The organism is Chryseobacterium pennipullorum, assembly GCF_003384725.1.
Classification (GTDB): domain Bacteria; phylum Bacteroidota; class Bacteroidia; order Flavobacteriales; family Weeksellaceae; genus Chryseobacterium; species Chryseobacterium pennipullorum.
In genome coordinates, this window is the sequence record NZ_QNVV01000001.1 from 454396 (window position 1) to 475419 (window position 21024).

The window sequence follows — 21024 nt, forward strand, 5'->3', positions numbered from 1 at the left end:
TGCGAGGGATATTATCTGATGTCAACTTCATACATCTTCGGCCAGTTTTTCCCGGTGATCAGCATATTTTCACCTTTAAAAGCAATACCGTTGAGAACATGCTCGCTTTCCCCCTTACTGTTTTCTTCTGTGAGTTTTGTAAAATCGAACTTTCCAACCGCTTCTCCGGTCTCAGGATTGATCTTCAGGACAATCGGATGATGCCATACATTGGCGTATATAAAACCGTTATGGTACTCCAGTTCGTTGAGTTGATCATACGTCATCTTATTTCCGGCAACAGCAACTGTTTTGATCACTTTTGAGGGATTCTCAACATCTAAAAAGTAAAGATTTTTGGTACCGTCCGTTGCGATAAGGTTTTTCCCGTCATAGGTAAGTCCCCAGCCCTCTCCTATGACATTGGGTAGCGGAAATTCAGATTGCTTTTCCAACGTATTTTTATCATATACAAAACCGATCTTATTACGATAAGTCAGCTGGTAAATCTTATTTCCAACAATGGTACATCCTTCCGAAAAAATATCTGCAGGCTGTTTTCTGACAACAGCGGGAACAGCTTCGCCCAGAGGATATTTTATAAGCTGAGATACCCCCTCTCCGCCGACGCTTTCATACACGGTATTTCCTTCTACCAGAAAACCTTCAATAAAATGATCAGGACCATGAGGATAGTCTGCCACGACCTTATAGCCGAGATTCTGTTCAGGATTTTTTGTAAACACATTTACCGTCGCATCCTGGTTCAGAACCTCACCATCTTTTGTCTTAATGGTGAAGATGACTTCATTATTACCCAATGTGAAAAACTGCGGATTAATAGTGAGATCAGAGGTCTGCTTCCCATCAAAGCTGATGGAGATACTTTCTGCATTTTCTGTCACCGTCGAAGGAAGCTGAAGCTTATCTCCGAAATGATATCCTTTTTCCATCATGCCATTGTTGTAATCGGCCAGAGCATCCAGCATTTTCTCTTTATTATTACAGGATGTCAGCAGAAAAACGGAAGCACAGCCTATGATGATTTTCTGCTTAATAGAGTTTTTAATCATTTTCAAAAATACTAAATTTTAATGCTTACATAAAAATAGCGTTCCCTGGGAACGCTATATATTGTATTGATCAGTACTGATCATTATTTGATCTGAACTTCGTAAATCTTCGGCCAGTTTTTTCCTGTTACCAGCATGTTTTCACCTTTGAATGCAATTCCGTTCAGCACATCATCACTTCCTTTGGTATTCTGTTTGGCAATTTCTGTGAAGTCAAAAGTCCCTACTACCTCACCATTGGCAGGATTGATCTTCAGGACAATCGGTTTTTGCCATACGTTGGCATAAATAAATCCATTGTGATATTCCAGCTCATTCAGTTGATCGTACGCCTGTGAGCTTCCTGCTACAGCAATATATTTGATCAGTTTTGAAGGATCATTCGGATCAAGGAAATACAACAGCTTGCTTCCGTCTGATGCAATCAGGTTTTTTCCGTCATAAGTAAGACCCCAGCCTTCGCCCAGTACGTTAGGATAAGCAAATTCTGAAAGCAGCTTCAAAGAATTTTTATCATAGATATATCCTTTTTTACTCTGCCAGGTCAGCTGATACACTTTATCACCAATGATCGTACTTCCTTCGGAAAAGTCTTCAGGAGCCTGTTTGGTAGAGGCCAGCGGAGTGGTGGTTCCCAATGTATATTTCAGGATCTGTGAAGACCCGTTCTGGCCGTCACTTTCATAGATGGTATTCCCTTCAATCTGGAAACCCTGTACAAAATTTTTGGGGTCGTGCGGATATTCAGCCACGATTTGGTAGGCTATATTTTTTTCGGGATTTTTTGCAAATACATTGATGGTAGCATCCTGATTCAGAACATCCCCGCCTTTTGTTTTGATATTGAAAGTTACCGCGTTATCACCCAGCGTAAAAAACTTAGGGTCAATAGTTAAGTCTGTTGTTTCTTTATCACCAAAGCTGATGGTTACGCTTTCTGCATTTTCAGTCACCTCTTTTGGAAGGGTAAGTTGATCTCCAAAGTGATATCCTTTGGCTTCCATTGAGTTGTTATAGGTATTTAAGGTATTAAGAATCTCTTTATCCTTATTACATGATGCCAGTAATAAGATGGCTGCGAAGCCTGCTATTATATTTCTTTTCATTGACTTTCTAAATATTCCCCAAAAATAGCAAATTTTATTCCGTATTGCCAATATAATCCATGGGTTCTCCAAATTGAAGGATGTATCCGTTGTTATCATAGATTGCAAATTCCCGCATACCCCAGTCAAAAGTCTCAATTTCATAGCAGATCTTTGCTTTTGTTTTTAGGTCTTCCCAAAGCACATCCACCTGCTCTACATTGAAATAAAATGATCCGGTAAAGCCCATTGCATCCGGACTTTCCTGTGCATTGGGCTGAGAAACCATCAGGTAAAGGTCATCTTTACGAAGTGAAGCCCACTGCCAGTCATCATTTCTGCCCATCAGGGTAAAGCCGAGCACACGGATATAAAATCCGATGGTGTCATCAAGGTTTTCTGTCCATAATACCGGACGGAGAGCAGTAAATTTTGTCATAGCATCTGTTGTTCAAAAGTAGATTTGTGGATCTTCATATTAAGAGAAATCCATATTTCGTTACCTATCTTAGCTTCATTCCTTACTTCAGGATCAACAGTAAAGCCCACTTTTTTATAACATTCAATCGCGCCGGTATTCCAATCGTAGACATTCAGTTCTGCAGTTTTTTTGTCGGAATGGTTAAAACCAAATCTTAAAAGTTCCAGCATCACTTTTTTCCCGTATCCTTTCCCTCTGTTGTTTTCATCCCAGATGAGAATCCTTCCTAACAGAAATGTTTCATCTTTCATACAGATCTGGGCATGCCCGATAATCGTTCCGGCTTCATCTGCAATCTTAAACAAAGTTCTGTTGCCGGTATCCATATCTTTCTGCAGCTGGCCTTCTGTAAGAGGAAAATGATACATAGGACCTGCAAACTGAAGAAGCATCTTCTCGTTTTCTATTCGGGAAATGAGCTCCGGTGCATCTTTAATCGTAAAATCAAGCAGCTTAACCATTGTTTTTTTCTATATAGTCTTTTAAACTTTTACCGATAATTCCGTTCCAGCCCTCTGTAAAGCTTTCTCTTGAAAAACTGCTTCCGAGTCTGTCAAAGTTTTCGATTCCTTCATGGGTCAGTTTTACCAATGTTCCTTCTTCCTGTGGGATAAGCTCCCAGGTCACTATGGTTTTGAGTTTTGAGTAGTCCGGATAGCTCCAGGTATGCTTCATTCTTTTTTGAGGGATCATTTCCAGGATTTCACACCGATGGTGGTATTTCTTTTCAGTTCCTGGCTCGTAGAAATTAAATACCTTTCCGACCTGCGGTTCAAAATCCTCAATATCAAAATACCAGGATTTCATTTTGTTCTTGTCTGTCAGTGCCTCCCAAATTTTTTCTATGGGAGCATCTATCTTGTGCTGAACGATGATTGGTGTATCCATATTATATTTTTAAAACGACAAAGCCACAAAAAATATTCAACGCTAAGGTATTAAAATCAAAACTCTTATCATCAATAAACCCACTTTATGTGATATTATCTTTGAGAGCTTCGGGTTTACCCCCGCCTGAACATCTTTTGTGACTCCGAATAGTATACTAATTCCTGACAGATCAGTGTGCAAATCCGGTGATCTTTGCCTCATCAAAATCCAGCTGCATTTCAATGGCCCGCATCACATGATCATCAAATATTTTTTCTTTTTTCATCCGGTGCAGCTCGTTTCTCTGCGCCTGAATAACCTGCCGCAGGACGTCCTTGTTTTCATTAATCGCCGTCACATAATCTCCGGTAGAGGCCATACACTGGGCTTTATCAGCCATCAGCATCATTTCATTTTCCAGTTTATGTTTCTGATGGCGTACCAGCGTATTTTTTTCAGCCAGTTCAGAAAAATCGTTATCCAGTTTATGCAATGCGGTTTCTTTTAGTTTTCGCATCAGGATGACTTCCTGCTTTTCTTCCGGCAGCTCACTTCCTGCATCCTGGATATTTAACAATTTCAGGATCGGAGCCAGCAACAGGCCTTGTCCTACCAAGGTGATCAGTATGATCACAAAGGTTACAAATAAAATGATATTCCTATGTGGAAATGCTTCCCCATTGGGTAAAAAAGCCGGAATGGATAAGGCTGCTGCCAGAGACACCACCCCCCTCATCGCAGCAAAACTGATGATAAAAGGTTCTTTCCAGTCCGGTTTCGGAACTTTAATCCTTAACTCCTTTGAACAAAGTCTAGGGAAATACATTAATGCATAACTGTAGAGTATTCTCGTCGCGATAATAGCCCCGCCAATCACTACACTGTAGAAAATTCCCTGGGAGATGGTATATTCTTTCATTCCTTCCACCACGATCGGAAGCTCGAGGCCTATCAGAATAAAGATAATCGTATTCATCAAAAATATGAGCACACTCCATACATTTCCGGATTGGATCCTTGAGGTATGGCTCAGATAGCAATGCGAATTGTACGACATCAGCAATCCTCCTGCCACTACAGCGAGCACCCCGGAAAAATGGAAATGCTCTGCTCCTACATACATAATGTACGGAACAATAAGCGTAATGATGGTATCTATATTGGAATTGGTAGGAATAATCTTCAGCAATGCACCAAAGAGAAAACCAACTGCTACTCCGATGGCAATTCCTCCGATAGCCATGGTAAAGAAGTCCTGTACAGCATCCTTCCAGATAAACTGCCCTGAAATAACGGCTGCCAAAGCAAATTTAAAGACGATCAAACTGGATGCATCATTGATAAGGCTTTCTCCTTCCAGAATATTGGTGATCTTTTTAGGAATTTTCATATGCTTCAGCACAGATGTAGCAGCCACCGCGTCGGGTGGGGAATTTACACCTCCCAAAAGAAATCCCATCGCCAAGGTAAGTCCTGGAATAATAGAAGATGAAAGGTAGGCCACCACGATGGAGGTTAAAAACACAAGCCCGAAAGCCATAGAAAAAATCTGCTTTCTCCATTTGTGAAAATCCTGCCATGAGGTAAACCATGCAGCTTCAAACAGAATAGGTGGAAGAAATATAAGAAAAACCAGGTCAGGTTCTATTTCAATGCGGGGCATTCCCGGCACAAAGCTTATCAGAAGTCCTGCAATGACAAGAAAGATAGGATACGCTACTTTTAGTTTCTGCCCGATCATTACCAATATCATCACAGACAGCAGTACTGCAATGGATATTATAACATAGCTGTGAATCATTTTAAGTCAGTTTTTTTTTAGTATTATTTTGAATTCAGTACATCAGTTTTCTGTAAATTATAAAAATATTACAGCACAATATTATTCTTTGCACCAATTGCCGGTGGAAGATCTGTCTCATCCAGCATATCCCGCATATCAATCTCTATCGTGCGGCTGATCTGGGTAATAGGGACGTCATTAGGACTTCCTTCAAAAGGATTTACAGAAGCTTCTCCTACACTGTCTAACGTATGGAAACACCAGGTAACCAATAAAGAAAAAGGGATATTAAACCAAACTGTCCATCCTTCAAGAGCTGTTCCATCTCCCAATTTATCAACCTCTTTTATTAAACCGAATGGCACAAAAAGAATAAACAGCAACAGAAGATAAGTGGTTATTGTAGAAAAATGTCTCGGGTAAGGAAAGTTTTTGATTCTTTCAGCTTTTCCCTGGTCATCTGTAAATTTCACCAGCTGCTGATTGATTTGCGTCCATTGGAAATCATTGATTTCTCCCTTTTTATAAGCCTCAGATAATTCTTTACTTTGGTTGGCAATGAGCTGTGTTGCCCTGTTTTTCTTGCTTAAGATGTATTGACGTTCATTTTCAGAGAGATAGTTTTTCAACTCTTCATCCAGCTTCGAGAGTCTTTCCGGGATGTCATATTTCTTAGAATATTCATCAAATTGTACAGTTCCCATATTTTCCCAGACTCTTGGTTCACGAAGCTGAAACCTTAGCGCTGTAAGCCAGGCATAATGGCGCAGAAACATTTCTTTTACCTGTCCGGGATTGGCACCTGCCAAAGCATCTCTCAGTACATATCCGAAACTCCGGCTGTCATTGATGATAGAGCCATAGATTTGTCTCGCTTCCCAAAGCCTGCTGTAGCTGGCATTGTTCTTAAATCCAACAATGAAAGCGACTGCTGTTCCCAGGATGGCAATCGGCTGCCAGGGAATAGACAGAAACTTCCATCCTAAAAAGTACAGGACAGTAGGAATGGCTGAAAATATTGTTAAAACATAAATACTGCGTCTTGTCCAAATCATGAACTCTACCGCTCCAAATTTTTTTCCTGAATGCATATGTGTTATTTTATCGTGTTATTTTTTTAAATTGTGTTTTTCATCCGGGCATTCAGCAATTTAGGTACTGATCAGTTTCGGGTAAACGGAATATTGTTATAAAACCCAATCTGAATTTGCCCACGATTTCTGTTTTCCTGGATCTGATTCATATAACCTGCTTCAATCCTCATATTTTTATTGATCACATATCCCAGCGCACCGTATACCCTATTTCTGTCGAAAACCGGACTATCGAAATGCAGGAATATCTCATTGTATACAGAGGCATATAGTGTTTTCGGCAGCATTTCCTTCTGGGTAATAGGTATATTCAGTCCCAACATATAACGGAATCTCATTCTGAAATCATCTTCCAAAAAACGTTCTTCCAGACGGTAGCGGTGTTGCAGGTTGAAACGACCGAACTTCTGTTTGGTAATATACTGCTGGAAGATTCTGTGTTCAATATTTTCTTTTTTCCCGCCGTTGACGTAAGGCTGGCTCAGAATAAAACCGTACCCTAGCAAAATATTGTTATTATTTTCCGTCAGGTCATATCCGATACCGGTACGGATCAAAAGCTGTTCAAGATCTCCAACCGCATCAAAGTTCCGGTATTGAACTTCATTGTGCCAGTTTAATTTTTTGCTTATTTTATTATTGCCAAAATACATATACCACGCTCCCAGGTCATTTTTCTGGGCATAGGTGAATACTGATCCAAAACCTAATACCGTGAGTGCCAACTTCGTAAAAACCTTTCTCATGTTTATCAATTACTATTATCTATCGTTTTAACAAAATTAATATTTTAAATCAATAATAACAAAAATATTTTACGCTCTACCGGGGACCTGTTCTTCCAGGATATTATTCTCAGCCTGATCAAAATAGGTACATACCATTGCGTTGAGATCCATCTTCCAGCCTGCCACTCCATTGTCAGCACAATCTTTGCAGAATGTCATATAATTTGTACCGCCCAGCTGATGCAGCTTCAACTGCATTTTAAAACGTTCAGCGTTTACCTCATCAGAAACATTGAGCGGGCCGTACTTACTTCCGCTGCTGACGGATTTATTTTCGTGGTCAAAATACTCGGTATTGCCATCGGAAACGTATACTTTATAGTGGGAAACTCCAAGACCTTTTACAGCCTGGATGTATTCAGGAAAATCTGCGCCGCTTTTTACTTTTTTATGCTCGGCTGCAATGGTATCAATAGTGAATTTCATCTGTATGTTTTTAATTAATTATTAATTATTATCGTAATCAGGTTCAAATTTATAAAAATTCGAAAAGGAATCAATAAAAAACCGACAGAGTGACTGCCGGTAATTTCTAACTATATTCTGATACTAAAATAGTATAGGTTAAGGATGCTGCTGCATCTTAGCCGGATCGTCATAATTGACCATCCAGTTGATCCCGAATTTATCGGTAAACATCCCGAAATATGCTCCCCAGAAGGTATCAGCCATCGGCATGGTTACCTGTCCGCCTGCTGAAAGACCGTTGAACAGTTTGTCTGCTTCTTCTTTAGACTCTGCATTGATAGAAACGGCAAAATTATTTCCTGCCTTAAAGCTGGAAGCCCATTCTCCACCGGTGTCACTTCCCATCAATACGGTTTCTTTTGAAATCGGAAGGGTAACGTGCATAATTTTGTTTTTGTCTTTTTCAGAAGTTTCCTGGCCCTCCATCGGAGGCATTTCACCGAAAGTCCCGATATAAGGATACTCGCCGCCGAAAACTGACTTATAGAAATCAAATGCTTCCCTGCAGTTTCCATTAAATGTTAAATAAACGTTTACTGATGCCATGATCGTTTTTTTATGAGTTAAGTTTTAATATGTTTTTAAGTATGGTATCCGGGAATTATCTGTGCTGATCTATTAAAATCATATTTCCGTCAGGATCTTTCAGATAGATATGCTCCGGGCCTGAGGTACTTTCGTCTGCTTCTCTTCCAATCTCCACCCCACTTTCTTTCAGGCGTTTCTGAATGTCACGGACATCTTCAAAATCTTCAAGGTTCTGAGCATTCTCGTCCCATCCAGGATTGAAGGTAAGCATGTTCCCATCAAACATGGCCTGAAACAATCCTATAAGCGTAGAACCGTTTTTCATAATGAGGTAATTCTGTTCTGTAGCACCTGCCATTGTTGTAAAGCCCAGTTTTTCGTAAAAATCTTTTGACTTCTGAAGGTCTTTTACACTTAAGCTGATTGAAAATGCACCTAGTTTCATATGTGATTGTTGAGATTATATAAAGAATGGGCTTGATGGCCTATCCTAAAAGTTAGTTTTTTTTCAAAATAGATGATGGCTTGTCTTACTGATTTTTCAGACGTGTTTTAAATTCAAGACTTCCGTCGTAGCTTTTCCAGTCGCCGATCAGTTCGATATATTGTCCTTCGATCTTTTCTGTTTTCCGATTCCACTTAAAGGTGTAAATAAATTTCCCTTTAAAAAGCCCCGAATGTTTTCCTTTATTCTCTTCTGCCAGCTCATATTCTCCATACACGGTTCCTTTCTTCTTGGTATCCCTGTATTTGGCAATATTGATAGTTCCTTCAAACTTTGCATAATTATTGTCTACAAGAGAATATCCGGACACAAAGTATTCCTGATCATTCTTTTTATTCTGTTCAGAAATATTGATCTTAAGCTTCAGTTCCTGTCCTTTGCTTCCGATGGTACCGGTATACGGTTTACTGTTGTTCAGCCAGGTATTTGAAATATCAGGCATCTGTCCTGATACGAAATGGACAGCCAGGATGAGGAGACATAAAAGTTTTTTCATGGGGTTAGTTTTAAACGCCGAATTGTGCTAAATGATGGTTCAGGTGCTTGGCAAACATATTGTTCCATTGCTGGGCATTCAGTTTTCCGAAAGAGAAAGATTCCTTGCCGTCAAATGCATCAGCTCCCAATTGCTGTGTTTTCTGAATAAAGCCAATCAGCCTGATTTTCTCTTCGTCAAAGTTTTTTCTGCCGGTCACCAGAAACTGCGGTGCAGTAGGAGAATCCCGTGGATATGCTTTTTCACCCACTACTTTTGGTTTTACGAAAGTTTTCAGAATAAACTTGGCAATGGAGCCCGGTTTTTTATGTTTTTCCGGCTCATAGACCATCTCATAGGTTACACAACAGTGTGCGAGCATCTGGTCTACGGTCATTTTCCCCCATAATCCATGGGTATCTTCTACGAGCTTATTTATTCTATCAATATATTTTTGAGCCTCTTTTGCGTCAAATACATTTTCCATATTTTTTCTAATTTACCAGAGACAAATATATCAGTTTTTTCTTTTCATTGTACAGGTAAAATAAAAATTACGGGAACGATGATTTCCAGCTGCCTGCTAGTGGTTTATAAGTGTACTTAACATCGAGAAAATGTTTTTAAAGCCCAAAATCCTTAAGCATGCTGCTGCCCGATTACAGCTTGACTTTCACTTTTTAACTCTTCTACAGTAATTGGCAGGGATACCCATTAACGGACAGCATCAATCTACCCATAAAAATGCAAACAAATGCAGGCTGCAATCAGCTGATATCTTCCTGAGAAGCCTCAGCAGCTGGTAAAGTCTCTGCTCCTGCTTTTTTAAAAATAAACCATAGCTTAATCTTCAGGGCAATCCACCCAACAACAGCATATACCACCAACAGGATCGTCAAGTGTTCCAGGTAAGGGATGGTGAGCTCTACAGATCCTTTCTGAATCAGGAGAATTTTGAAGGCCTGCAGAAAAGGGGTCAATGGAATGATATTGGCGATAAACTGTACAAAGCCCGGCATGGCGCTCAGAGGCCAGGTGAAACCACTGATAATAAAGGCCGGAGAAGCGATCACCATCAGGATCTGTGTTGCCTTCAGAGCATCTGGAATAAGGATACTGATGAATACGCCCAAAAACGAAACCGATCCTACAAAAACAGCGGTAAGCAGAATAAAGTTGAGTATCCCTTCCGGCATAGGAACCCGGAAGATCATATGCATAAAGTAGTAGATACCCACAATAAGAATGGAGAATACCCAGATCGGAATTACTTTAATCAGCATGGTGGGGAATGCCCACCTTTTCATTTTCAGGTATTCTTTCACAAAGGAACCCCGTTCAAACTCAGCGGCAAAACTTACGGCCATTGCCAGGAGGATCACCTGCTGCAATACGACGGCCAGCATGGCCGGCCACATAAAAATAAGATAATTCCCTGTGGTATTGAACAGGGTGATATAATTGGCTTTGAAAGGTTCGTATTGGGTGGCAGCTTTTGCCGCCGGCATGCCTGCTTTCTGCAGAGCTTTTATTGAAGCTCCGGCAGAGAACGTTCCTATGGTAAGCTGAAGAGCTTTGGAAGCAAAGTTGGCAGTAAGTACATTTCCTGTATTGATGTAAACGTTCAGTTCAGGATATTTCTTCTGGAGCATATCGCCTTCAAATCTTGAAGGAATGATAACGACAGCTGCCGCCTCATGCCTGATAACTTCATCTTTGATGCTTAAGGGCTCCTGCAGGTATTTGATGACTTTTATGCTTTTGTTATCTTCCAGCATTTCCGTCAGCTGACTGGACAAGGGAGTATTGTCCCTGTCGATAACCAGTACGGGGGTATTTTCCACTTTTCCGCTTTTGTAGACAAATCCCAGTAAGGTCGCATAAAAAACCGGTGCCAGAAAAAACACGGTTCTCAGGGTAGAATTGCCTATAAAAAGTCTAAACTCACGTTTTAAAAGACGGAAAAATTCTTTCATCTGTTGATTTTTATATTTTAGGGAGCTATGGCACCTTGGGTTCAGCCAGCTTTACGATATATTATTTCAGGATCACATTGGCATTCACCAGAATACTTTTGGCCTTATCCATCTCTTTAGGTTTTACCTTGATCTCATAGATGGCATCCTGGAGCTGATAATCGGGGTAAGCGGTGGTAATATCAGCATATCTTGTCAACTGCTTGATGTATACGATGGTTCCCGTCAGGTTTTCTTTGTTATAGACCACCTGCATGGTAACATCCTGCCCTTTTTTATATTTTGAAATAGAGCTTTCAGGAACGGTAAATCTGAAATAGGTACTTTCCGGAATATAGCCGTTGAACAAAGCGAAACCGGCGGTTGCCAGTTCTCCGGTATTCAGGCTAATGGTTTCTATTTCCATATCGTTGGTAGCGATGATATATCTTTCAGAGTAAGCAACATTGGCTTCCTGTAGAGCCCCTTTGGCCTGAGAGGCCTGCCCTGCCGCCATTTCCACTTTTTCGAAACGGGTTCCCCTCTTCACATCATCCAGCTCAGCCACTACAGCATCATATTGTGCTTTGGCCCCCTGAAGTTTGGCATACACCTCATCATGCGCCTGTGGAGACATCAGGCTGTCACGGAACATATTATTGGCTCTTCTGTATGATTTCTGTGCAAAATCATACTGTTCCTTCAGTCCTTTATACTTAGCCTGCAGCTGCCTCATCTGGTCTGCGGTTGCTCCGTTTTTGGCCATCTGCTCCTGAGCCGTTGCTGCATTTACAGCGCCCTGGGCCTGTGCTATTTTTGCAGAAACTTCCGGCACATCAAGCTGAGCCAGGGTATCGCCTTTTTTTACCGTCTGGCCCTCAGAAACATATATTTTTAAGATCCTTCCGGTTACCTTGGGTGCAAAAGAAATAACATCCTTTTTGGTTTTCCCTTCCGGGTCTTTCACCTTTTCATTTTTTTTCTCACAGCTTGCCAGCAAAAAGAAAGCAGCCAGAAGTACAGATATATTTTTATGCATCATTTTAATTTTTAAGGGATTAAATAAAATTTGGTAATATCCAGTTCCTGGGTAGACCTCATCAGTTCTATTCCCGCTCTTCTCTGGTTGAATACAGCATTCTGATATTCCAGCTCCGCTGTTTCAAGATCATTTTCAGCATCAATGAGCTGTGAAGATTTACTCATTCCGTATCTGAATTCTTTTTCAGCCTGTACCAGCGCTGTTTTTGCCAGTTCTTTTTGCTTAGCTTTCAGGGTGATCTGGGCCGAGGCAATGTCATAATTCGTCTGGTTATTAGCCAGATTCAGGGTTAGTTTCTTCAGCGCATCTTCCTTCTGGTTCTGGAGAACTTCTTTTCCTACCTTAGCCGCCTCCTCAGCATGTTTTCCTTCCTTGCCGTCAAAAATCTCCCATTTAAATCCTACCCCGGCAGTGATCAATGGAAAGACATTGATATTATTGGGCCTCCAATCCAGTTTCTTTCCTTCATATCCCAGTAACGGAACAGCAGGAACTACATTTTCAGAAGAACGGATACGGTTTCCGTACAAGCCGATATAGTATGCCGAAGCCATCAGTTGTACCTTGGGAATCATCCATGTTCTTTCGGCTTTTATTTTATAATCTGCTGCGGAGATTCCATGTTCAAGAGCACGGATCTCTGCACGCTGTTCTATTCCTTTCTCTGCTTCCAGCAATTCTACCGGTGACAATACAGGATCTATCATTCTCAGTCGTTCCCGACTGATCCCCGTTAAAATATACAATTGGGTAAGAAGCAGCTCTTTTTTACCTTCATATTCTACCACTTTGGCATGTAATGTAGCCTGGGCAAGCTCAATCTTCTTATGGTCGTATGGGGTAATCAGTCCATATCCCAGTGCTTTATCAGCAGTTTTTTTGTTGATGTCAAGTCTCTTTGTGCTTTCATCAAGGACTTTTTTCGACTGATGAATCAGCGCGAGCTGGTCATAGGCCCTGGAGATGGTGGCAATGACTTCATCCTTTGTTTTTTCCAGCAGGATGTCTTCGGATCTCTTTTTTTCTTCAACAGCTTTTTTGAGATATTTAACCTTTCCCCCTGAATACAGGAGCATTTTAGCATCTGCTTTGGCTATTCCGGAAAATCCGGATACATTGAAGTTATTGTTAAAAGTACCCTCCGGGATATTGATGAAGGGTGCCAGATTTATTTCCGGAGACGTCAGTCTTGCTGTTCCGTTGAGGTAACCAGCCTTACCACTCACTTCCAGTGTAGGAAGAAAGATATCTTTTAGCTTATGCTCGTCGAGGTCGGTAAGTTTGTTTTGGGTAACCTGCATTTTGAGATTCGAATCCCGAACCATTGCGCTATCCAGAAGTTCTTTAAAATCCGGCGCAGACTGTGCCCAGCCAAAAGCGGGAAAAGCAAAAAAACCAAACGTAAAAATCAATAAATTGTTTTTCATGGTTTATGTTTATAACAAATATAATGCAAAAAATGTTAAAATCGTTAAAGATAATTCTACGAGTAAGTGAATTTAATCTTAGTTTAAGGTATGTTTAAGTATAACCTCCTATTGATCATGGTTAAGGCCGAATTGTTTAAGTTCGATTTAAACTTTGTTTTATGGTGATTTTTTTTATTCTGTAGTATTGCAATTTAACATTTAAGTTCTTTTGTCGATATACAATAAGAAACTCCCCACATCACTGTGAGGAGTTCTTTGGTATCATAAAATGTACGATTTATTTACTTCTGAACTGCTGTTTTCATCGCAGCATCAGGGCGTAAAACCCTATAACGAACTTCCATATCTTTTGGAACATAAAATACCAATGGTAATTTGCTGTTGTATCTCATGATCTCCGGCTTAAGGGTTACAAATTTCTTTGTCAGTTTTTGTCCGGGACAGGCCATCAGCGTTCCTCCGGTCTCTCCTTTAGATTGCACTTCATAGTAGTTGTAGCCCCAGCCCTGAAGGTCCTGATTTTTCATCTCTCCCATCAGGAAATATTTGTTGCAGTCCAGCATTTTTTCAATGCCTACAAAAACTTCTACTTTTAAGTCGTTTTCATTTTTTGCCACGGGAAGCTGAATATAGACCTGCTTGGATCCTTCTTTTGCTTTCGGGAACATATCAATCTCCAGTTTTTCAAACTTTTCTACTTTCTTTTGTGCGAAAGCATTTACCCCAGCCATTAATATCAATCCTGTCATTAAAGTTTTTGAAAATTTCATTTTATTTGGTTTTAAATTTCACGTATTCCTTTAGCCAAAAATCATTCCAAAATGTGAACACCTGTTCCTTTTGTATGGGCATTCATCTGTGGAGCATAATAGTTCTGCATCGTCGTAATCCCATTGGAGAATTTTCCGGATGCATTGGCCACAACATCATATTCAAATACATATTTTCCTTTCGGCATGTACTGGATATAGAAATTGGTAGAAGCATCTTTTGAAGACTGATAATAGCCTAAATTATTTTTCCACTGGTATCCGGAAAGGGCATCCAAAGGCTCAAATCCTGCAGCACGCATATCTTTAATATGAATAAATTCCATAGCTCTGTCGGTATTCAGGATCATCCTTACCGTTACTTTATCCCCAACCTTCAAGGGTGTTTCAGCTGATATTTTCTGAAGCTCCTCACCATTTACTGTTTTTACTTTTTTATACAATTCCTTCGTTACTGAAATATAGTTTTCAGATGATTTTATTTTATCCAGATCTTCATAGTACTGCCAGAACAAACCTCCCTGAACGATTCCGGGACCAGGTTTTGTGACGGTAACGGTCCCCAGGTTTTTATCTACCACATCCGTTTTCACCGTTGATTTTACGTAGCCTGTAGCCTGGGTCTGAGGTACGAGTTCTTTTCCTCCCCATACAATGGTAGCTTTATCACTTTCAGCGCCTGTCCATGATTTCCCTGAATTCAACAGGGTAAAGATCACTTCGGCAGTACCTCTGGAACTTCCCCATGAGTTGACCTCCTTCTGTGTCACGAGCCAGATCTTCATTTCTTCAATAAAGGAAGGATCATTCGGTCTCAAGGCATTGAAAGCTTCGAGTGCTCCCGCATGATTCACTACTTTTGAACTGAACCAGCCCCAGTCGTTCAGATTCTGCTTCCAGTAGACTCCCTGAGTTTTAGTATCTGTAGAAGTTTCTTTCAGATAGGTCATCAGTTTGTTGGAAACCTCTTTCAGACCGTAGTCACTCATCAGCATCGCTGCACGATGAAGTCCGAAGAAGGTGAAGTCAGTAATTTTTGCTGTTTTTGCTTTCTGTTTTACCAAGGTCTTCAAAGTGGCCCCTTTCCCTTTTAAGGGATATTGCTTTTCCCAATAATTTCGGGTATCCAGATAGTCAATCGCCCAGTTGCTCCAGATATTCTGATTTTTCATATCAGTATATTTACCGATTTCATTGTCTACATACCGGATAAGCCCGGCTACAAGCTCTTTCTGTTCAGAATTCTGATAATCTTCTACATGGTCTTTTAACCATGCATTTATTTTTCCCAAGTTTTTAAGGATGTACAATGAAGTTCCGTATGAGCTCGGATATCCTGCGTACCATGAGAACCCTCCGTCAGGATTCTGTAATTTCCTAAGCTCGTCCCAATCCTGGCTGATCGAATTTCTCATGGTATTCGCATCAAAAAGCAAGGCGAGCTTCTGCATCTGTTCAGCTTCATTCTTACTTTCCAGAACCCATGGTGTTTCTTCCAGAAGAAGTTGTTTAAGCTCCTGGTTTTTCTCAAGATTAGAGTTCAGCAGTCCTTTATTTTGATATTCTTCGAAAACGGTTTTCATTTTTGGATTGGCCTTGAAAACTTCCGCAGCCAGCACATCAGCAAACCATTTATTGAAGATCACATCTGCCGAATTGTTCTGATCATTTTTCAGACTTGGCAGGGCAAACATAATTTCCCATATCGGATTCGTCGTCAGCTCCAGGGTATTGGAAACATTGGATGCTGTGGTTGAGGTATTATTTTTAAGGTTATCAAGAACAAAGGTCTTGGTTTCCCCTTCTTTTACGAAAACAGGAACCGCATCGGTCACCAGCATTCTGTTGGGTAAAACTGCCACAGCCTGTTGTTCTCCATCTGAGTACGCACCTGCTTTTGCCACAACCTTCAGAATGATGGAAGAAACAGTATTGGGAACTTTTAATTTCCACGTTAAGGCTCCGTTTCCATTTTCATTTAAACTGAAGTTCTGCGCTGCAGACGTCAGTCCGAACTGGGATGAAATATTTTCATTGGTAAAGGCATCCAGGATCTGCAATTCTGCGGAACCGTTCAGTTTTTTATCCGTAAGGTTGGATAGTTTGGACTGCAAGTTCAGTTCATCTCCTTCTCTTAAAAATCTTGGATAATTAGGTGTTACAGAAAATTCTTTTTGAGTCACAACCTGTTTTTCCAGCGTTGCTGCTCTGGCATCTTTGGTATGAGCAAGGAACATCAGTTTCCATTTCGTTAAAGCTTCCGGAGAGGTAAATTCAAAACTTACATTTCCTTCAGCGTCGGTTTTCAGATCAGGGTAAAAGAATGCTGTTTCATTAAGATTCTGACGTACCGGAACTTTTTCCAGAGATTCTTCTTTTTTTGCAGCTCCCGCCGACTGGTCATAAGCAGCAGCTTCTCCCTCTACACTGTCCACACCAGATTCTGTTTCAAGCCTTCTTGACATTCTTACCGAAGCTTTAGCCATTGGAGCAGGCGGAGATGCATAGCCCCTTATCGCCACTTCCTGATTAACCATACCGCTGTTTATCGATCTATCATAGAAAAGCTGCTGATCAAACCAGTTAAACTGTGGCACTTCTACATATTGTCCAGTAAAATATTTCAGCCTTTTCTGGTATCTTTTCTGAAGCAGATACTCGCGGATGTCATAAGATACGCTGACTTTGAATGGCACATAAAGTCTGTCCCAACTGTATTGGTTGGCAGCAAACTGATCGAGAGACATATCGTACATATTGGCCAGAACTTCGGCATTTATTTTTTCTTTGTCATTTCCAGTCACTTTCACCGTCCATTTTTCTTTTGAATTCGGTTCCAGTTTATCTCTGAATGTTACGGTTTCAATTTTCAGCGGTTTTTCCGAATCTTTGATCTTCAGGATAACCGTCTGGGTATTCACATCGTTGTAAGCAACCAGCTGGAACTGAAGATTGAGATCTGATACATTTTTATCTTTTGGAATATCTGCTGTGTATTCCAGCATCCCTTTTTTAAGCTGATGGGTTTCGGAGATCGTTTTGCCCGTTCCATCCTGAACGAATACATTCACCAATGCATCAGGCACTGCGGAATACACATACACCTTCGCTTTGCTTCCTCTTGAAAATTCTTCTTTAGGCGCAATCACTGTCAGGAAGCTTTTCTGAGCCGGCTTAAGGGCATTTTTATCCCAAACGCTAAAATACTGAACAGACTTTATGGTGTCTTTCCCTTCAATATTAAACAATTCCAATTCATAATCTCCAGCATCCAGTTTACCAAGGTCAAGATGGGTACTGTCTCCGGCTGCCTGTTGTCTTTCCACAACCACTTTTTCTGTTTTCCAGTTTTTGACCTCATCGTTTTTATCAAAAAGATCATGTGGAAATTTGCTCACGAACTCCTCTTTCGAATATTTAGGAAGATCCTGAATCTCTGATCTGAAGTTACTTCTGAAAACCCTTTCCGGCGTTACCAGTTTTGCCAGTTTTACCTGATAGGATTTTTTAAGTTTTTGCTCATTATAATTTTTCGTTTCAACATTCAGTTTCACAGTTTCACTGCTGAAAGCATCTTTAATATCATCAGCCTGAATATAGTGGGACACCGAGGCTACTTTCAGCTGCGTATTGGCAGATTGTGTTTCACCATTGATATCGGTCACTGACGCGTTGATCTCATAATTATCTATTTGTATCCCTTCCAGCTTTTCATCTTTTTTCAGGTCGAGAAGGATCACAAATTCTCCTTTTTCATTGGTTTTAGCTTCGCCAAGGATTGAATTTTCGTTATCATTATCCTGTGGATACCATCCAAAATACCTCCATCTGATATTATGCTTTTTTATTTCGTAGTTTACCGTAGTATTGCTTAGTGCTACTCCGGAGAACATCATGGCTTTTCCTTTAAGCTCGATGGTCTGGCCATACTTATATTCATCTTTTACAGGATCAAAGGTAACCTCGAATTTGGGTCTTTTGTATTCTTCTACGCTGAAGTTTTTGTACCCCTGCGAATCCCCGTCTGTCGTCAGGTTGAAAACACCGTTTAGTTTTCCTTTAGGCAATGTAAAACTACCGTGGAAAGACCCGAATTCATTGGTGGTAAAACTTTGTGAAGCTACTTCCTGATTGTTGGCATCCAGTAACGTTATTTTTTGTTTTAATCCCGAAAGTACGGATTCCACTTCTGCATTCAGACGGGTATTGATAACCTTAAAATAGACGATCTGCCCGGGACGATAAATCCCTCTGTCTGTAAAAATCTGTGCCTTGGTACGGGCTTCTTTATTGGGGTTATAGTTTTCAGCACGGCCATTGTTTCCATAGACCTGCATGATCTGGAAGTCATTCGTTTTAGGCTGGTGAATCAAAAAGGTTCTGTAGTATTGTTTATTGGCACCGGACGGAAGCTTAAAGGTTCCTTTTTCGCTGGTCTTGCCCTCAGTTTTAGTCATGCTTTTATTAGAAACAAATTCATAAAAACTAAGATTTTCACCGGCTGCCGGTTTTCCATTTTCACTGCTTACCAGTTTCAGCTCATCAGAGAGCGAGCTGTTGTAAATTCTGGTCTGGTAGATGATTCTGTTTCCGGATACCAGAAAGTAGAAAGTCTGTTCAGGAGGGTTTACGGTGGCCTCCGCCCCTGCTACAACATACTGTACCACATAGATTCCTGACGGAAGGGGTTTGATTTCCAGGGAGGTTTTATGCATCTGATAGTCTTTAGGATCAGGAAGCTGAAAGGTTTCCGTCCTTACCAGCTTCTTTTTTACCTTTGCAAAGGTATTTCCATAGGAAGACTGCATGAATTGAACAAAGGAAGTGAAATCTTCTTTTACTTCATAAATATTCAGCGAAAACTCTGCCGCGTTTTTAGATTCTGCGACAAAATGTATAGGCCGATCAGGCTGCGTCTGTTTCTCATACTTAATGGTCAATGACGGATTCGTGATCTGATTTTCCTTATTTTTAATATTCCCTATAAATACAGACTTCGGGTATTTGTTTTTTGCCTGTTCTGCAACAGCAAGGGCTTCTTTATCTTTCTTTTTACTCACCAGCTCACTCATGATATCCTCCATGATGACTACTTTATAATCACCTTCGACATCAGATTTCAGAAGATTCTGGAGTTGCCCGAGCTTATCTTTACATGCATTGAAGTTGCAGTTTTCCACCAATTTTTCTTTCATGAAATACAGCTTCGGGTTTCCGGTGTTCTGAGCAATCAGTTCATCAATGATGGTATTGATCTGACTGCGGTTTTCGGTAAGCTCATTTTTGGTAAACAGTCCGTTATCAGATAAAAAACTTACTTTTTTGATCGAATACCAGTCCAAAAGGGATGGAAAATAACTGATTTCTTTAATCTCTGAAAACAAATCTGCATATCTGTCCAGAGGGATTTTCTTCATTTCCTGCTTCTGCTTATCAAGTTCCTGATAATTTTTAGTAATATAGTTTTTAAAATCAAGCTTACTCCAGGTCTCTATCTGTGAAACATCCTGAGAATTGATATTGGTTCTTCCGTTCACCTGCCATGAATTCTGGCTGTAATAATCCATGATGAAACCATTCAGTAAAACCTTAAATACCAATTGATCTTCACCCTTCAGTTTTCCTTCTGTTTCCTGAAGTTTTCTGAAGAATTTTGAAGCGGCATCGTTCTGATCGTCATCAACGGTTTGATTCACAATACTGAATTCCGCTTTCAGAGACCGGATCAGCTGAAGTGCATTATTTTCTTTCATGGCGTGATTTTGTAGTTCCAAAATAATGGGAAGATTAGTTTTATAAGCTCCTTTACTGCTATTTTCCTTAATCTTTTTCCATTGGTCGTCATAATATTTTTGTGCGAAGACCTTTGAAAAGCTCAGCATTACAAGCAAAAGCACAAATAACTTGGAAAATCTTTTCATATATATTAATTTTGATAAATGAACATTTTAAAAATACTGAAAAAATATGGTATAGACAGTCAGGTCTATGTCTCTTTAATGGGAACTCTTTTTGCAGTATTTTTTATGAAGGAGCAAAACACATTCCGTTTCCCTACCATACTCCTTATTTTCATCACTTATTTCAGTGGTTATCTTTATACTAAGTACCAGTATACCAAACATTTTTTCAAAATACTGGTGTTAAATGCGGTCGCCGGAATCATCTGTGCCTTGCTCATTATTTACAATCACAATGAAGTACGGCTTTTGAAATGGTTTATTATCGTAGTGCTGGGATTGCTGTACAACAGCTTTTTTCTTGATGTATACATTCGGAAAATCCCTTTGCTGAAGGTTTTCTACGTAGGTCTGGTATGGGCATTGGTCAATTGCTGGCTGACACTGCCGGAGTTCAGTATTCCTATTTTTCTGATCAGCTTTTTCTTTATCACCGCGCTCGTGCTTCCCTTCGATATCAGAGATATGAAAAGTGATACCGTAAAAACATTTCCGATGCTGATCGGAGTACAGAATACAAAGAACATTGCCTACATCCTCGTTTTTATCAGCAGTATGATTGGCATTTTTTATCTGGATCAGCCGTATGCCATATCTTTTTTTCTGACCAGTATTGTTACTTATATTTTCATTTATTTTGCTGAAAATAAAAGAGATGACGCCTATTTTTCGTTCGGGGTGGAAACCTGCTCAGCACTTCCTTTTTTATTTTTACTAATAATGGAGTATTTTTGACGA

At 40.2% G+C, this 21024-nt stretch carries 19 protein-coding genes; 1 reads left to right on the top strand and 18 read right to left on the bottom strand.

Annotation, left to right across the window (positions count from 1 at the left end; translation table 11 throughout):
• Window positions 1-11 precede the first annotated feature (11 nt).
• From DRF67_RS02110 to DRF67_RS02195, 18 genes are all read right to left on the bottom strand, one after another.
• Window positions 12-1037, bottom strand: a complete 1026-nt coding sequence (locus DRF67_RS02110) for a glutaminyl-peptide cyclotransferase (RefSeq protein ID WP_115926306.1) — start codon at window positions 1035-1037, stop codon at window positions 12-14.
• Between the two features lie 98 nt (window positions 1038-1135).
• Window positions 1136-2158, bottom strand: coding sequence for a glutaminyl-peptide cyclotransferase (locus DRF67_RS02115; protein WP_115926170.1), 1023 nt, complete (start codon window positions 2156-2158; stop codon window positions 1136-1138).
• 34 nt (window positions 2159-2192) lie between these two features.
• The gene (locus DRF67_RS02120; RefSeq protein WP_115926171.1) at window positions 2193-2576 is read right to left on the bottom strand and encodes a VOC family protein; all 384 of its coding nucleotides are present in this window, start codon (window positions 2574-2576) and stop codon (window positions 2193-2195) included.
• Window positions 2573-3079, bottom strand: coding sequence for a GNAT family N-acetyltransferase (locus tag DRF67_RS02125; RefSeq protein ID WP_115926172.1), 507 nt, complete (start codon window positions 3077-3079; stop codon window positions 2573-2575). Before DRF67_RS02125 ends, DRF67_RS02120 begins: the two co-directional genes overlap by 4 nt.
• Window positions 3072-3506 (bottom strand): SRPBCC family protein, encoded by a 435-nt coding sequence (locus tag DRF67_RS02130; RefSeq protein ID WP_115926173.1) that lies wholly within the window; start codon window positions 3504-3506, stop codon window positions 3072-3074. The genes DRF67_RS02125 and DRF67_RS02130 overlap by 8 nt, the downstream gene beginning before the upstream one ends.
• 172 nt (window positions 3507-3678) lie before the next feature.
• Complete coding sequence (locus DRF67_RS02135) at window positions 3679-5289, bottom strand: Na+/H+ antiporter (RefSeq protein WP_115926174.1); 1611 nt, start codon at window positions 5287-5289, stop codon at window positions 3679-3681.
• Window positions 5290-5357: 68 nt separating this feature from the next.
• Complete coding sequence (locus DRF67_RS02140; RefSeq protein WP_115926175.1) at window positions 5358-6362, bottom strand: bestrophin family protein; 1005 nt, start codon at window positions 6360-6362, stop codon at window positions 5358-5360.
• A gap of 71 nt (window positions 6363-6433) precedes the next feature.
• A complete protein-coding gene (locus DRF67_RS02145) occupies window positions 6434-7111 on the bottom strand; it encodes a DUF2490 domain-containing protein (RefSeq protein ID WP_115926176.1) in 678 nt (225 codons plus the stop codon).
• Between the two features lie 69 nt (window positions 7112-7180).
• The gene (locus DRF67_RS02150) at window positions 7181-7579 is read right to left on the bottom strand and encodes a DUF1398 domain-containing protein (protein WP_115926177.1); all 399 of its coding nucleotides are present in this window, start codon (window positions 7577-7579) and stop codon (window positions 7181-7183) included.
• 138 nt (window positions 7580-7717) lie between these two features.
• On the bottom strand, window positions 7718-8167 hold the full coding sequence (locus tag DRF67_RS02155) for a VOC family protein (RefSeq protein ID WP_115926178.1): 450 nt from the start codon (window positions 8165-8167) through the stop codon (window positions 7718-7720).
• A 55-nt stretch (window positions 8168-8222) separates the two neighbouring features.
• Complete coding sequence (locus DRF67_RS02160; RefSeq protein ID WP_115926179.1) at window positions 8223-8594, bottom strand: VOC family protein; 372 nt, start codon at window positions 8592-8594, stop codon at window positions 8223-8225.
• 85 nt (window positions 8595-8679) lie between these two features.
• Window positions 8680-9150, bottom strand: coding sequence for a hypothetical protein (locus DRF67_RS02165; RefSeq protein ID WP_115926180.1), 471 nt, complete (start codon window positions 9148-9150; stop codon window positions 8680-8682).
• A 10-nt stretch (window positions 9151-9160) separates the two neighbouring features.
• Complete coding sequence (locus tag DRF67_RS02170) at window positions 9161-9616, bottom strand: DUF1569 domain-containing protein (RefSeq protein WP_115926181.1); 456 nt, start codon at window positions 9614-9616, stop codon at window positions 9161-9163.
• A 280-nt stretch (window positions 9617-9896) separates the two neighbouring features.
• The gene (locus DRF67_RS02175; protein ID WP_115926182.1) at window positions 9897-11105 is read right to left on the bottom strand and encodes an ABC transporter permease; all 1209 of its coding nucleotides are present in this window, start codon (window positions 11103-11105) and stop codon (window positions 9897-9899) included.
• 61 nt (window positions 11106-11166) lie between these two features.
• Complete coding sequence (locus DRF67_RS02180) at window positions 11167-12123, bottom strand: HlyD family secretion protein (RefSeq protein ID WP_115926308.1); 957 nt, start codon at window positions 12121-12123, stop codon at window positions 11167-11169.
• Between the two features lie 11 nt (window positions 12124-12134).
• Entirely contained in the window at window positions 12135-13553 is a 1419-nt protein-coding gene (locus DRF67_RS02185) for a TolC family protein (protein WP_115926183.1), read from the bottom strand.
• A 284-nt stretch (window positions 13554-13837) separates the two neighbouring features.
• Window positions 13838-14326, bottom strand: coding sequence for a serine protease inhibitor ecotin (eco, locus tag DRF67_RS02190; RefSeq protein WP_115926184.1), 489 nt, complete (start codon window positions 14324-14326; stop codon window positions 13838-13840).
• A 41-nt stretch (window positions 14327-14367) separates the two neighbouring features.
• Window positions 14368-20247 (bottom strand): alpha-2-macroglobulin family protein, encoded by a 5880-nt coding sequence (locus DRF67_RS02195; RefSeq protein ID WP_115926185.1) that lies wholly within the window; start codon window positions 20245-20247, stop codon window positions 14368-14370.
• A gap of 18 nt (window positions 20248-20265) precedes the next feature.
• Here DRF67_RS02195 and DRF67_RS02200 point away from each other — a divergent pair, with 18 nt between their 5' ends.
• The gene (locus DRF67_RS02200; RefSeq protein WP_115926186.1) at window positions 20266-21021 is read left to right on the top strand and encodes a UbiA prenyltransferase family protein; all 756 of its coding nucleotides are present in this window, start codon (window positions 20266-20268) and stop codon (window positions 21019-21021) included.
• Window positions 21022-21024 lie beyond the last annotated feature (3 nt).

What these genes read in the sequence shown, in the direction of transcription:
- DRF67_RS02115 (WP_115926170.1), bottom strand. Translation starts at nt 2,158, where the DNA reads ATGAAAAGAAATATAATAGCAGGCTTCGCAGCCATCTTATTACTGGCA.
- DRF67_RS02140 (WP_115926175.1), bottom strand. Translation starts at nt 6,362, where the DNA reads ATGCATTCAGGAAAAAAATTTGGAGCGGTAGAGTTCATGATTTGGACA.
- DRF67_RS02200 (WP_115926186.1), top strand. Translation starts at nt 20,266, where the DNA reads ATGAACATTTTAAAAATACTGAAAAAATATGGTATAGACAGTCAGGTC.
- DRF67_RS02160 (WP_115926179.1), bottom strand. Translation starts at nt 8,594, where the DNA reads ATGAAACTAGGTGCATTTTCAATCAGCTTAAGTGTAAAAGACCTTCAG.
- DRF67_RS02135 (WP_115926174.1), bottom strand. Translation starts at nt 5,289, where the DNA reads ATGATTCACAGCTATGTTATAATATCCATTGCAGTACTGCTGTCTGTG.
- DRF67_RS02130 (WP_115926173.1), bottom strand. Translation starts at nt 3,506, where the DNA reads ATGGATACACCAATCATCGTTCAGCACAAGATAGATGCTCCCATAGAA.
- DRF67_RS02180 (WP_115926308.1), bottom strand. Translation starts at nt 12,123, where the DNA reads ATGCATAAAAATATATCTGTACTTCTGGCTGCTTTCTTTTTGCTGGCA.
- DRF67_RS02170 (WP_115926181.1), bottom strand. Translation starts at nt 9,616, where the DNA reads ATGGAAAATGTATTTGACGCAAAAGAGGCTCAAAAATATATTGATAGA.
- DRF67_RS02120 (WP_115926171.1), bottom strand. Translation starts at nt 2,576, where the DNA reads ATGACAAAATTTACTGCTCTCCGTCCGGTATTATGGACAGAAAACCTT.
- DRF67_RS02155 (WP_115926178.1), bottom strand. Translation starts at nt 8,167, where the DNA reads ATGGCATCAGTAAACGTTTATTTAACATTTAATGGAAACTGCAGGGAA.
- DRF67_RS02195 (WP_115926185.1), bottom strand. Translation starts at nt 20,247, where the DNA reads ATGAAAAGATTTTCCAAGTTATTTGTGCTTTTGCTTGTAATGCTGAGC.
- DRF67_RS02175 (WP_115926182.1), bottom strand. Translation starts at nt 11,105, where the DNA reads ATGAAAGAATTTTTCCGTCTTTTAAAACGTGAGTTTAGACTTTTTATA.
- DRF67_RS02165 (WP_115926180.1), bottom strand. Translation starts at nt 9,150, where the DNA reads ATGAAAAAACTTTTATGTCTCCTCATCCTGGCTGTCCATTTCGTATCA.
- DRF67_RS02145 (WP_115926176.1), bottom strand. Translation starts at nt 7,111, where the DNA reads ATGAGAAAGGTTTTTACGAAGTTGGCACTCACGGTATTAGGTTTTGGA.
- DRF67_RS02125 (WP_115926172.1), bottom strand. Translation starts at nt 3,079, where the DNA reads ATGGTTAAGCTGCTTGATTTTACGATTAAAGATGCACCGGAGCTCATT.
- DRF67_RS02150 (WP_115926177.1), bottom strand. Translation starts at nt 7,579, where the DNA reads ATGAAATTCACTATTGATACCATTGCAGCCGAGCATAAAAAAGTAAAA.
- DRF67_RS02185 (WP_115926183.1), bottom strand. Translation starts at nt 13,553, where the DNA reads ATGAAAAACAATTTATTGATTTTTACGTTTGGTTTTTTTGCTTTTCCC.
- eco (WP_115926184.1), bottom strand. Translation starts at nt 14,326, where the DNA reads ATGAAATTTTCAAAAACTTTAATGACAGGATTGATATTAATGGCTGGG.